This window comes from Salinicola endophyticus, assembly GCF_003206575.1.
Classification (GTDB): Bacteria; Pseudomonadota; Gammaproteobacteria; order Pseudomonadales; family Halomonadaceae; genus Salinicola; species Salinicola endophyticus.
Map to the genome: position 1 here is coordinate 20,478 of NZ_PZJO01000010.1, position 12,507 is coordinate 32,984.

General features: G+C 65.1%; 13 protein-coding genes. 3 read left to right on the top strand and 10 right to left on the bottom strand.

The genetic code is table 11. The features are described from left to right. Positions 1–283: 283 nt before the first annotated feature. From DOM66_RS19965 to DOM66_RS19685, 8 genes are all read right to left on the bottom strand, one after another. Positions 284–1,615, bottom strand: coding sequence for a phage integrase central domain-containing protein (locus DOM66_RS19965; RefSeq protein WP_245392479.1), 1,332 nt, complete (start codon positions 1,613–1,615; stop codon positions 284–286). Positions 1,616–1,701: 86 nt separating this feature from the next. Beyond that, positions 1,702–1,992, bottom strand: a complete 291-nt coding sequence (locus DOM66_RS17155; RefSeq protein ID WP_223162055.1) for a DUF4224 domain-containing protein — start codon at positions 1,990–1,992, stop codon at positions 1,702–1,704. Next, positions 1,982–2,197 carry a TraR/DksA C4-type zinc finger protein gene (locus tag DOM66_RS17160; RefSeq protein WP_110678829.1) on the bottom strand — a complete coding sequence of 72 codons (216 nt, stop codon included), beginning with the start codon at positions 2,195–2,197 and terminating at the stop codon, positions 1,982–1,984. The genes DOM66_RS17155 and DOM66_RS17160 overlap by 11 nt, the downstream gene beginning before the upstream one ends. After that, entirely contained in the window at positions 2,190–2,435 is a 246-nt protein-coding gene (locus tag DOM66_RS19680; protein WP_157958920.1) for a hypothetical protein, read from the bottom strand. Before DOM66_RS19680 ends, DOM66_RS17160 begins: the two co-directional genes overlap by 8 nt. Positions 2,436–2,508: 73 nt before the next feature. Next, positions 2,509–4,962, bottom strand: a complete 2,454-nt coding sequence (locus DOM66_RS17170) for a replication endonuclease (protein WP_110690990.1) — start codon at positions 4,960–4,962, stop codon at positions 2,509–2,511. Next, entirely contained in the window at positions 4,959–5,387 is a 429-nt protein-coding gene (locus DOM66_RS17175) for a hypothetical protein (RefSeq protein ID WP_110690991.1), read from the bottom strand. The genes DOM66_RS17170 and DOM66_RS17175 overlap by 4 nt, the downstream gene beginning before the upstream one ends. Before the next feature lie 8 nt (positions 5,388–5,395). Then, complete coding sequence (locus DOM66_RS17180) at positions 5,396–5,959, bottom strand: ogr/Delta-like zinc finger family protein (RefSeq protein ID WP_110690992.1); 564 nt, start codon at positions 5,957–5,959, stop codon at positions 5,396–5,398. An 88-nt stretch (positions 5,960–6,047) separates the two neighbouring features. Then, complete coding sequence (locus tag DOM66_RS19685) at positions 6,048–6,359, bottom strand: hypothetical protein (RefSeq protein WP_157959087.1); 312 nt, start codon at positions 6,357–6,359, stop codon at positions 6,048–6,050. A 135-nt stretch (positions 6,360–6,494) separates the two neighbouring features. On the opposite strand from DOM66_RS19685, the gene DOM66_RS17190 reads away from it, so the two are divergent. From DOM66_RS17190 to DOM66_RS17200, 3 genes are all read left to right on the top strand, one after another. Then, positions 6,495–7,256 (top strand): XRE family transcriptional regulator, encoded by a 762-nt coding sequence (locus tag DOM66_RS17190; protein WP_188115212.1) that lies wholly within the window; start codon positions 6,495–6,497, stop codon positions 7,254–7,256. Between the two features lie 102 nt (positions 7,257–7,358). After that, a complete protein-coding gene (locus tag DOM66_RS17195) occupies positions 7,359–8,024 on the top strand; it encodes a DUF7424 family protein (protein ID WP_110690994.1) in 666 nt (221 codons plus the stop codon). Positions 8,025–8,608: 584 nt separating this feature from the next. Further along, on the top strand, positions 8,609–10,045 hold the full coding sequence (locus DOM66_RS17200) for a KAP family P-loop NTPase fold protein (RefSeq protein ID WP_110690995.1): 1,437 nt from the start codon (positions 8,609–8,611) through the stop codon (positions 10,043–10,045). 180 nt (positions 10,046–10,225) lie between these two features. Here the strand turns inward: DOM66_RS17200 and DOM66_RS17205 are convergent, their stop codons facing one another. Then, a complete protein-coding gene (locus tag DOM66_RS17205) occupies positions 10,226–11,026 on the bottom strand; it encodes a hypothetical protein (RefSeq protein ID WP_157959088.1) in 801 nt (266 codons plus the stop codon). Positions 11,027–11,076: 50 nt separating this feature from the next. Then, positions 11,077–11,715, bottom strand: a complete 639-nt coding sequence (locus DOM66_RS17210; protein ID WP_110690997.1) for a hypothetical protein — start codon at positions 11,713–11,715, stop codon at positions 11,077–11,079. Positions 11,716–12,507 lie beyond the last annotated feature (792 nt).

Below are 12,507 nucleotides of genomic sequence, written 5' to 3' on the forward strand. Positions count from 1 at the left end.
CGAGTATTATCGTTGGTGTTAGATGACGGGGCGCTAGTCTAGAGTTGGCACTCAGGCTTTTCAATCATACATCAGAGTCGATTTATGTAAGATAAATCCTACAATCTCGCGGGATAACCAAAGCGTTCAACGATGAGTGATAGATATCGTCTGATAATAACGATAGAGCGATATTCTGGCGTGTCGCGGCGCTGGCAGGTGGCGATGAGGGCGTCGCGCTGCTGGTCTTTCTGGAGCAGGAGGCCAGCAGCGTTGGTTGGCGCCGTTCCCGCGCCGGCGCCGCTCAGGGCGCCGTGGCGTCGTAGCCGGGCCAGGGCACGAGGGGGACGCTGAGGTCGTAGACATCCATCATCGCTGCCGAGCGGTGGCCGCTGGCTTCGAGCTTGTCGTGGCGGGTGCCGGCGGTGTCGGTGATGCCGCGGCGCTTGAGGTCGTGCAGGCCGAAGCGCTGCTCGGGGCGGATCACGCGTTCGGCGATGGCGAGCCGGATGAAGCGCTGCCAGGCGCTGTCGAGGCTCGATTTCTGCAGCGCGGCGCCGTCGGCGGCGACGATCAGCGGCCGGGCGGCGGCGTCTTTGGGTACCGGCAGGGCACGGGCGCGCCACAGGGCGTCCCGGTGGCGGGTGGCGGCGTCCCAGGCGTGGCGCAGGCGCGGGTACCAGCGGATCACGCTGTCGCGGCTGCCCTTGCGGCGGTTGGTGTGCACGCCCGCCGGGGTGTGGTGGGCGTCGGTGAGGGTGACCACTTCGATACCGCGCAGGCGGCAGATATAGGCCAGCTCCATCACGATCCAGAGATAGGGGGCGCAGGCGCCGGCTTCACCCCGGCGGCGCTGGCCGCGCTCGCGGGCGAACTCGGTCAGCGCGGTCACGGTCTCCAGCTCGGGCAGCCGGCGGCGGCGGCGTTCGCGGGCGGCTTCGACGCCGCGGGCCGGGTTGGTGTCGCAGTAGCCACGGTTGATACCCCAGCGGAACAGCCGGCGCAGGTAGCGCAGCAGGTGGTTGGCCTTGGCCGGGGTGCCGTCGCTGGCGATGCGGTCGACCAGACGCTGGACCAGCGCCGGCTGGAACTGGCGCGTGGGCAGCTCGCCCAGGGGCTTGCCCAGCTTGGTCGGCATCTCGATCAGCAGCTTGCGGCACCAGGCGTAATCCTGCTGGGTGCGCGGGGCGAGCTGCTGGAACTGCTCGGCGGCGTGGAAGGCGGCGGCGAGATAGGCCAGCGAGTCGCGGTCGAGCCCGTCGCGATCGGCGGCGATCTGGCGCAGCTCGTCCAGGGTCGCCTGGGCGTCGGCGACGTTGCGCCGGCGCAGGCGGTTGGCCTCGTCGCGGTACTGCCGATACCAGCGCCCGCGGCCGCGGGCATCGAAGTAGATCCCCGGCGGCAGCCGCGACTGGTCGATATGCGCGGGGATCGCCGGATGATGGCGCCGGCGGCCGCTCTCGCCAGCGTGATCGGCCTTGCCGCGGCTGCCGGCGGTATGGCGCGCTTCACCGCGGCTTCGGGCGGTGTGGAGAGCTTCGCCGCGGGGCTGGGCGGCGTTATCAGCGGCACCGCGGCTTCGGGCGGTATGGCGCGCTTCGCCGCGGGGTTGGGCGGCAGTATCGGCAGCGGGCATGGTGGCGTCCTTGTTCTGGTTCGGGTCTGGTTCAATTCCGGTTCAGATCGGGGTCAAGTCCGGTTCGAGGCGCGTGACGCGCCAGGTCACAGCACCTGGCGCGGGTCGAGGGTGTCGTTGGCGGCGGGGTCGCCGAGCCCACCGGCCTGGTTGATCAGGTCGAGGGTGGTCCAGGGGCCGCGGCGGCCGTGGAACACCCGCACGCCCTGTTCACGCAGACAGCGGGCGATATCCGCCGGGCGCTGGTAGCCGGTGATCTGGCGCAGCGCCTCGCAGCCGAGCACGCCGGAATGCGGGCCGGTGTCGGAGCCGCATGAAGCGCCGAGGTTGGCTTTTCGGCTGGCGTCGGAGCCGCCAATAGACAGATCAGCGCACATGGCGTTGCCTCCGTTCGCGCAGCGACTGGCAGTCGATGCAGGTTTCGCTCCAGGGCGCGGCAGCGCGCCGGGCGGCGGGAATCTCTTCGCCGCAGTCGGCGCACTCGTCGGCGCTGGCCTGGGCCTCGGGCAGCCGGTGGCGGGCCAGCGACTGGGTGAGATGGCGCTCGATCACAGCAAGGGCGTTGTCGGCAAGATCAGCCATGGGTCAGCTCCTGGACATGCTGGCCATCGCGGTAGGCGCAGCGGTGGTGGGTGACGGCCTGGCGCAGGGCTTCTTCGCTGTCGAAGGCGATCACCAGGGCGTAGCGGTGGCGGGTGGCGCCGCTGGCATCGCTGAGCACGGCCAGCTCGCCCGCCTCCTGCAGGGTGCCGCGGGCGATCTTCTCGGCGCCGCTCCTGGCGTGGGCCGGGTGCTGGCTCGGGGTCAAGGTCGTGGTCATGGTCTGGCTCCTGTTCGGATTCGTGTTCGGGTTCGTGTCCGGGAGAATTGTCTGAGTCATGGGTCGCTCCGGGTCAGTGGGGCGCGGGCAAGCCGTCACCGGCGCCTGGCCTCGCGGGCGGGGCGGCGGTGGCGGGCCTGGGGGTGTGTGGCGGTTGGCGCCGGGCGAGGGCGCGGATCAGGCGCTGCTCGAGATCGGCGTTCTCCACCTCGGCGCGGGCGGCTTCGCTCGCGCGCCATTCGCGGTAACGGGCGAGCTGGGCCTCCAGCTCGTCTGGGGTCGGCGCCCGCGGGGTGAGCAGATGGCGCGGCAGCGTCGTCAGGGGTTGAGACGCGGGGTCCGTACAGCTCGGACCGGCTTCGGGGTCCGTACAGTTAGTGACACAAGTCCAAGGGTCGGCGGCTGCGCCGCCTCCCGAAAATTCGCCAGACACCCCGCCCACGGCCAGGCGGCGCTTGGGGCGCACCTCCCAGCGGTAGAGGCGGGTGAGGTATTCGGCGGCATGGCCGCGGCGGTCGCTGACCACCAGCCCCTTGGGCACGCGAACCTCGTCGCCGTAGCGGCCGCGTTCGATCAGCCCCGGGTTGACCTCGCCGCTGGCGTGGCTGACGTCGTCGCCGGCCTGGGCGCGTCGGAAGGCGGGGATCGACCACGGCTTGATCGGCTGCAACTTGCGCGGCGCGTTGGGCCCGCCCATCAGGCGCAGGTAGCGGTCCCACTGGCCGGCCAGGGCGGCGGCGCGCACCCGGTGCAGCACCCGAGCGATGCTGGGGCGCGGGCGGGTGGCGGCTTCCCACTGCTGCAGGGTGTCCGCCTGGCGTTCGGTCAGCCGGCGCACCTCGCGCCAGACGGTGACACTGGGCAGGCCGAGGAACTGGAACTGGCGGATGCCCCAGGTCGCCGCCCACGCCTCGATGCGCGGGGCGGCGTCGGTCAGCGCCTGGCCGTAGCGGTCGAGGTGGTCGCCCTCGACCCCGGCGCGGGCGAACTGCTCGCCGTTGAGGTTCTTGGAGATGTACTTGGCCACGTAGCCGGCGGCGGTGCCGCGGGCGGGGTCGATGGTCTCGGCCTTGAAGCGCGCGTGGGTCTTCTGCCCGCCGCGGTCGTAGAGCTCTTCCGGCGACTCCGCCTCGGCGTAGCCGCGCAGGGTCTCGGTCACCGCCGCGGCGTGTTCGGGCTTGGCCCAGACCAGCAGGTGCCAGTGGGGTGTGCCGTCGTGGTGTGGCTCGACCACGCGGATGCCGTAGAGGCCCCGGCCCTCCCGGGCCAGGGCGGCGCGGGCCCGGGCCCACAGCGCCTGCAGATGCTGCTGGGCATCGCGCGGGGTGCTGCCGTCGTACTTCGGGTTGCGCTGGGCGCTGGCGGCGAGCACCGGGTGGAAGCGGCTCGGCGCGGTCAGGGTGAAGAAGAGGCCGACGTGGCCCAGACGCCGCGCTTCGACCTCGGTGTCGCGGATGCGCAGCATCAGCTCGGCGCGGCGGTGGTCCGGGTTGGCCAGCCCCAATTCAGCCAGCTCGGCCAGGGTGTAGGTCTGGCCTGCCTGGTTGATCGCCTCCAGCGTCTCCAGCAGGGCACGATTGCGCACCTTCTGGGCCCGGCGACGGGTGAGGGTGAGCTCGCTGCAGTAGATGCCTGCACGTTTGTGCACTCGGCGCGCTTCGCGCAGCACCTGCTCCAGGCGCCGCCCGGCGAGACGCCGCAACTGACGCCGCCACCAGCGCTCGCAGCTCAGCCGGGCGAGCTGGGACGCCGGCTTCAAGCGCAGGCTGGGCGGGGCGATACCGTGGCGGCGAGCGCGGGCCCGGGCGCGTTCCAGCGCCAGGGTGTCGGCCACCGCCAGGGTCATCAGCGGGGCGCGCTGCCAGGTGAAGAGAGACAGCAGCGGCACGCCGGGGCGCGGCGGGGTCAACGGGTTGGGGCCGCGGGCGATGCGGGCGGCGCGGGCCCGGGCCTGGGCGGAGAGGGTCGCCCCCGGCAGCGGCGAGAGGCGGCGCGGCGGCGGCAGCAGCCCCAGACGCTGGCGGCGGTTGTGGCCGGCGATATTACCGACGAGCTGGTGGCGCACGTCCTCCACGCCCCGGGCCTGGGCGCGGGCGTAGTCGATCAGGGCATCATCGTCGTGGCTGGCGTTGAAGGCGCCCAGGGTCAGGCGTGTCTCGACCGTCTCCAGCCAGGCGCAGCCGGCGGCGATGCCGTCCAGCGGCGTCTCCCCCTGGCGGCGGAGCTCCGCGAAGGCGCGGCGCAGGTCGGCGGCCAGGGTCGGAAAGCGCCGGCACACCCGCTCCGGCTCGATCAGCCCAGCGGCCCGGCGCGCCAGCCAGCGGTTACCGGCGGCGTTGCCGTGGCGGCGGGCCACGGCGACGAAGCCGGCGGCCAGCGCCTCGGCCAGGGTCGGCAGGCGCTCGAAGAAGCCCTGGCGCCACTGCCGGCACTCGGGGGTGCCGAAGGTGCGGGCAGTCTCGAGGGCGCAGGAAGTCTCGAGGGTGCAAGACGTCTCGAATGTGCAGGAAGTCTCGATAGCGCTCACGGCTCACCTCGTTCGATCAGCCCCAGCCAGTGGCGGGCCCCGGGGATATCGCCGCGATCCAGCGCGCGGCGGGCATTGGTGGCCAGCGCCCGGCTGGGGTGCGGCGCCGAGCGCTGGCCCCGCAGGCTGGCGTGGAGCGCCTGGGCATAGCGGCTCATGCGGCCGATGGCGGCACGAATCGCCCGGCGCTCAAAACGGTCGAGGGCAGCAATGGCGGCCTCGGCATCCCGCGGGTGCAGCCCGGCGCTGGCGACGATCGCCTTGCGCTCGCCCAGCTTCAGCCCGGCCCACAGCGCCGCCAGATCCTCATCGGCACAGCGCGCGTGCAGCTCGGCGCGCAGGGCACCGAAGCCGGCGCGGCCGTCCGGCTGGACGTCGGCGGCGGGGGGCTGAGCGGAAAGCGAGGTGGATTCGGGAGCGCGCATGGCGGACCTCACGGATGCCGGGGCGTGGTGCGCGGGGGCGTGGCGGATGCCGCGGCGTCGGCAGCGGCGTCTGTGTCGTCGCGCTCAGCGTCCCGTGACGGCAACGGCGCCATCGCCGGGGCCGGGCGGTAGGGCAGATGCGCCGCCAGACGTCGTGCATAGCCCGGATTGGGGATGCCGCTGGGGCTCACCGTCTCCAGCACCACGTAGTCGCCCTGGCCGGTCCAGCCGCAGGGGCCGAAGGTGCAGTGCAGATAGGCCATCCGGTAGTCCGGCAGCAGCTGCTTGGAGGAGCGCACCCGGCAGCGGGAGTGGCACGCCGGGCAGCGCCACTGGGGGCGCGTCTCGTCGGTCTCCTTCTCTGCCACCGCCTGCTGGCGGGCGAGCTGGGCCGCCGGGGCGAGGGCCGAGGGCGTGGTGGTCTTGCGCACGCTGTGCTGCGCCTGACCGCACCAGCCGCAGGCGGGCTCGGTGCACTGCTGGTAGCTCAGATCAGGCCCGCCCGGCAGATGCCGGGAGTGGCGCAGCCGGCTCGGCGCGCCGCATTCAGGGCAGGTCCAGAGATTGCGCATCGGCGCTCACCTCATGAAAAAAAGACAGATGGAGATCGACAGGGCGAGGGCGGCGGGCGAAGACGTGATCCCGCGCCGGGAGAACGCCCTAGCGCGCGTCGTCGGGGTTTGTGATCGAGGTGATCGAGGTGATCGAGGTGATCGGTGTGGCCGATGTGATCGATGTGGCCGATGTGTTCGGCGTGGTCGTCATGATCGGGGCGAGCGGAGAGACCGGCGCCTCGGACGCCACCTGCTGGGCCAGACCGCGCAGGGCGAGCAGGCGCACGGTGGCCGAGAGCGAACGCCCCTCTGCCGTGGCCAGCGCTTTGAAGCGGTCACGCTCCGCCGGGGTGAGCTGGGTCATCACCTGGCAGCGGCAGCCGTTAGGCGAGCGGTTAACGGGCGACTGAGACGTCATGTGATATTCTCCCTTGTGGAATCTTGAGCACGTCGGCGCCGAGAGGTCCGGTGGCGTGCTGAGTGCACGTTTGTGCATCTAATGGGAGAGGCTATTGCGCGAACGTGCAATTGTCAAAGGGGGAGAGGGAGAAAAGTGCACGTTTCTGACCGCCTCAAGCAGGAGAGACACCGGCTTTCCCTGTCGCAGGAAGAGCTGGCGCGGCTGTGCGGGGTCTCCAAGCGCGCCCAGGCGAGCTACGAGAGCGGCGAGCGCAGCCCGCGAGCGGAGTACCTCGAAGCCGCCGCCGGCGCCGGTGTGGATGTGCACTTTGTCTTGACGGGCCAGGTCCTGTCGGGGCAGGTGTCGGCCGGCAGCGCATCGACCGGCGCGGCATCGAGCGGCGATAGCCGCGCTGCGGTGGAGACGCCCGAGGGCGTGCGCGAGGCGGGGATTCATTATCTGAGCGGTGACCGCGCTTCGAGCGGCGCTGATCTTCACCCCAACGGCACGCTGCCGGTACCGATGTACGACATCGAAGCCGCCGCCGGGGCGGGGCGCATCTTCGACGCCGAGCGCATCGAAGCGACCTTCTACCTGCCCGCCGCGCTGTTCGAGGCCGATGGCGTCGACCCCGCCCAGGTGGTCGGCGTGACCGCCCGCGGCGACTCCATGGGCGACACCATCCGCGACCGCGAGCAGGTGCTGGTCAACCGCGCCCAGCGCACGCCGGATGGCGTCTTCCTGCTGCGCATGGATGACGAGCTACGCCTCAAGCGGGTACAGCGTGTCGCCGGCGGCGCCTGGATACTGATCAGCGACAATCCGGCCTACGAGCGCGAACTGATCAAGCCCGACGACCTCGCCTCGGTGGAGATCATCGGCCAGTGCTGGCGCAAGGTGGGCAGGGTTTTTTGAGGTTGTAAGACCAAGGATCTACCGAATATGACGGGCGACCACGCCCGCAAACCGGAACGAGCAGCCGCTAGAGCTGCCGAGACACACGCAAGGGAACACACAATGTCGATACGTTCACGCTGGCTGGCGGGCCTGGGTTGCCTGCTCGCCCTCTCCGGCTGCAAGACCGAGTTCGGGGTCGAAGTGCCGCTCTCGCAACTGCTCGACCCGGCGGTCACCCAGATCCCCGGCACGGTGCGCTTCGAAATCCCCGGCTGCGACAGCTACGAAGATTCGCGTAACCCCTCGAGTTCGCTGGTGAAAGCCCAGGAGCAGGTGCCGACGATCTTCCCCCAGGCCGAGTTCAAGAGCTGCTACCAGCAGAAACTCACCAGCTGGGCCGAATTCTCGCTGCCGGTCGCCATCGACCGTGACAATGATGCCGCGACCTTCGTCTCCACCGACACCCTCAGCCTCACCAGCGACCCGCGTCGTCTGCTGGGGTTGGCCATCCCCCCGGCGGTCCTCGAGCGCATCGACAAGGTGCAGCGCGAGAACCTGGGGCCCACGCCCGAATACGAGGTTCGCCTGCAGGTGATCAACGACCTCGGGCGTGATGTCGACACCGCCGTGCTCGCGTCCTGGCTCGACGACGATCCGATCACCTTCGGCTCGGTGAACTTTGCCCAGGGTGAGACCCGCTCGCTGCGGCTCTCCAACGTGCTGATCGACCGAGCCATGCAGGAAGGGGAAGCCACCATCCTGGTCGACATGGACCAGGAGGGGTAAGCCACAACGGCCCGGGCCGGCGACCGACGCCGGCCCGGGGGCGACAGGGCAGTACCAAGGATCTACCGGAAGCGACGGGCGACCACGCCCGCACATCCCGGATAGCAGCTACAGCACCCTCTACGGCTGTGTGCAGATGGAGACGAACGCGGCGAACAACCGCCAGTCGTTCAACTTCGAGTGATGCCCCACGCCCCGGCGGCCGCCCGGTCGCTGGGGTGATCGCCTACGACCAAGGTGGGTGGGGGAGGGGTGTGGTGGCGTTAGGAGTTGTTGTATAAGAAGTAAATGGTTCTGGGGTGAATGTCTGCTGAGCTTGATCGAAGTGGCGCCAACTTGATATTGCTGGGAGATTTTTGCAAATGCCAGTGCGAGATTATATGGAGTTAAAATCAATATCTGGGTGCTGATTTGCACCGCGCTCGTATTGACTTCGCTTTCTTTGAGAGTTTTTGCTGTCTTAACTTGCAGGCCTTATAAGGGTCTTCTAAAAAAACGGGCTCTGAAGTGTGGTGGTCGTAGTAGAAGACAGTGAGTTCGATAAAATTCGGAAAAATCATTTCTTTTAGTGTGGGGGTGAGGTTGTGGCTTGGGAAACGGATAAGCTTGACAGAGAAAAAGCAGCTAGCTATCTAACTCGATTGCTGGATGGTTCAGATGATGCCAGAGTTATCAATATTGACTCGCCATGGGGCACGGGTAAAACCTATTTTTTAAAAAATTGGTGTGATGATCTGGCTCTGACTCATGGGGCTGTTTATTTTAATGCGTGGGAGAACGACTACTCGGGAGACCCTTTTGTATCCATCGTATCCGAAATTAAAGCACAGCTTCAAGACCAGACCGCTGATTCGGATAAGCTGACGAGTAAGTTCGAAGACTTTTCGCGCGGGGCGGCAAAGGCATTGGTCGCGGTTTCGCCTGTCTTAATGAAAGCTGCTGTCAATGGGTTTTCCAAAAAATTACTGGGAGTCTCTGCCGAAGACTTGGCAGAAGAGGCTGTGGACCAATATAGCGATACTATGGGTGATGTGTCCGAAAAGCTAGTCGAAAATCTTATCAATAATAACAAGAAAAGCGTTCAAGCCGTGAGCTCTTTTAAGCATGTGATGAATGAGCTAGTGGCTAAAGTAGGCTCGGCCATATCCAATAGAGATGATCCAGTACTTCCAGTATATATTTTTATTGATGAGCTGGATCGCTGTCGCCCAACATATGCGATCGAGTTGTTAGAGAGGGTTAAGCACTTTCTGGATGTTCAGGGGTGTAGGTTTGTAATAGCGACAGATACTGTTCAGTTGCAAGAGTCGATAAAGGCTGTCTATGGTAATGGCTTTTCTTCGCACATGTATTTAAAGAGGTTCTTTGACCTGACGTATACTTTAGATAATTCGGATATAAAATCATGGCTGTCCGCCAGATGGTCTATCCCAGAAGGTGTTAATCTAAAAGTTTTCGAGTTGCGTCAATCTGATTCCACGAAAGAGCGGTTCAGGTCTGCTTTCGAGGAGCCTGTTCCTCCGAGCTCTAAGGCGCTAGTTGATGGATATGCCGATCTTGATAATGCATTAATTACTCTACTTTCGTTGCAGAAGGTTTTCGGTGCATCCCTTAGGGATATGGAGCGGATTCTGAATCATTTGAAGGCCGTTGTGTTTAATGTGCGATCTGATGGGGTTTATTTTTTCTGGTTAGCTTACCTTGTTTTTCTGCGTTATTTTGAGCCTGAGCTTTACTCCGAGATATTGTTTGGTGATTCTGATGAGGCGTTTAAGAGGCTGGTGAGCAAGTATAGGTCTAGCGCAGTTGATTTTTATTTTGGCTACTCGTGTAAAGATTTACATGCGGTGGCTAAGGAATGTGTGGATATTTTGGGTTCGGACCGTGCTGAGAACTCGAGTCGGTTGAATAGTAATGGTCACGAATTCCGACATCTTGAAGATTTTCTAATGAGTGTTATGAATAAATCGAATGTCCATGAGTACCCTTATCTAGTTAACTTGGGTGCGAGGCTTTCATGATCAACGGCCAATCGGTCTGCATCCATGTATCATAGTCGCGCTGGGTAAGTGAGTCCTCAGCGTCGGTGATCAGCTAGTCGAATCCGTCGATGCCGGCCTTCCTATTGGCTAGAGTGAAGGGGGCTTAGGGAGGGCTCAGCGGAACTGAGGTGGTTCCGATCATCACCTAAATCGGCCCCCCTACCTCCGTCCCGCCTTCTGCTTCAAGGCCACGTAGTCGCCGACGATCAGCGAGTCGCTGGAGAGGCGGAAATGGCCCGCGTCGTCTGGGGCGGGGTAGTAGATAGCTGTGATGAAAGCCCCGACATCCGCCATGACGGCGGTGGCCTCATCGCTGGGCATATAGGGCACCAGCGCCATTGTGCTGAGCCGTTTGCAGTCGGCTGAGGCTACCCGCGCCGCGGGGATCGGGGCGGCGTTCTTGTCGAACAGCCAGAGCTGCAGAGTGTCGGTCTGGCAGGTTGGCGGGCCGAACTGTTCTGCGTCATCTTTCCGAGCGGCTTCCAGCAGTGGCGCGTCGGCGAGGGCAGCCATGCTGCTGGCCTCTGGATCGCCATAGCGGCGGGTGATGCTGAGTTCGATCATGTCGCCATCGGCGTCACCCAAGAGGTTGGCCTTATATAGCGGATGGCGCTGCCGGCGCAGGCTGGGGTCCGCCTCTTCTTCCGGCGAGAGCGGTGTGGCGTAGAGGCTGTAACTCAGCGCTGCCGGCGCGTCCGAGGCGGCTGCCTGCGGCGGGGTCTCGTACAGTGTGGCGCCGGGGGCGTGCGACTCGCGGTAGTCTTTCAGGAACGCCTGGTAGGTAGCGCGCGCGCTGGCCATCGGCATGCCCAGGTGCAGGCTTTCGCCCCAGGCGGTGTCTGGTGCGCCGCACTGCCCGAGGAGTTGGCAGGCGTTGCCATACGGGGTGCTGGCGGCACCGGCACTGGGGGCGAGGCAGAGAAGGGCCAGTGCCGTGAGTCCTGCTGCTGTGTATTTCATGTCATCCCTCATCTGGCGTTCCCGGCCGTCTAGCCAGGGTCGGCGTCGTTTTAGCGACTCGGCAGGCGCTTGGCCAGTATCACCGCCCCCAGGGCCTTGGTGGGGTTGCTCTTCTCTCTGGCTTCGTCGGGGAAGGTCCAGCTCATCAGGTCGTATTCCAGCGTCTTCCGGTATCCCTTCATCTCGTCGATAAAGTCCAGAATCTGCTCTGACGTCACTGTCTGAGGATTGCGGCACCAGATATTGAAGAAGGCGAGGCCGACGCTGTTGACGTCGGTGCGGTCGCCCCGAGTCAGTTTCACAGCCGAGAGGGCGCTTTCCAGAGTGCGTGTCGCGAAGGCCTCGGCATTCTTGCCGCCAAGGTGGATTTTCTTCTGCTTGGCTTCGATATAGTCCTGACGCCGCAGGTTGTCCGTGGCGAGCCAGAGGTCGCAGCGGCCGTACCGATATTTGCCGTCGTCAGAGTGCTTCTCGTAGCGGAACTCTTCGATCGCGATAAAGCCGGCGCGCCAGGCGGCGGCGCTGAACACGCCCAGGTGGGGGCGCTCGGTGAAGTTGAAGATATGCTCTTCGCCGCCCAGCACGCGGGAGTAGCGGTCGACCAGGGCGCGCCACTCCTCGCAGACCACGACCCAGTGGGTGAGGGGCGATTTTTTCGACGATAGCGCGATGCCGTTGATGCTGCTCATCGTTTTTCCTGTGGATCATGAACCTTGTCATCATCGGCAGCAGGGGCGGTGGCTTGATCCTGACACGTGGCGCGGCGGGGGCAGAGCGTGGGGCGACTGGCGGTGCGATGGGCGCCAAACCTGCCCTTCACGAGGCCTTGGCTCGCGGCGTCGAGAAGGTCAAAAAATATTCCGAGACGGGGTGTTGCGTTATTCAGGCGGGCACATTATCGTTAGAGGTAGTCTGCAAGCGCGTCCCGCTGGCTTGTCGGCGTCCTGGATTGGATTCTTCTGCCCGCACGTCCCTGCGGGCTTTTTTTTGCTTGCGATTCGGGGCTGGTGCTGGGCGTGAAGTGGCGGCGCGGTATCCCGAGAGCAAGTTACATAAAGATACAATGCACAAGTAAGCCTGTCTTCTCCGGGTGCGCTGTCTCATCAGTTTGTCTAATACGGAAAAAGTCCTTCGCCGCCCCTGAAACCGCCAGAGTTTCAGCAAGGTGGCGAACTATCGGGCGGGAAATCAGAGGCGCTTATGACCTTGGTCGAAGCGGATACCAGAGGGCCACAGAAATACGTTACACTCCGTTGCAAATCTCTTGGATGGAACTCCATGCATTCGTATCGCTAATCTTGCTTAGCGGTTATGCTGCATTTGTCCAGGGAGTGGACGTTGTCAGGAACCCGGAGCATGAGGCTCTGTTGCCAGGGACGCGCGGAACGTAAGGGCCGCGGAAGCCAGCACCTTTAGGCCGTGCTGACTGAGGGCCCTTGCGCTTGCGTGGTGGCCCTCTTTTCATGCCTGCTTTCCTGCTT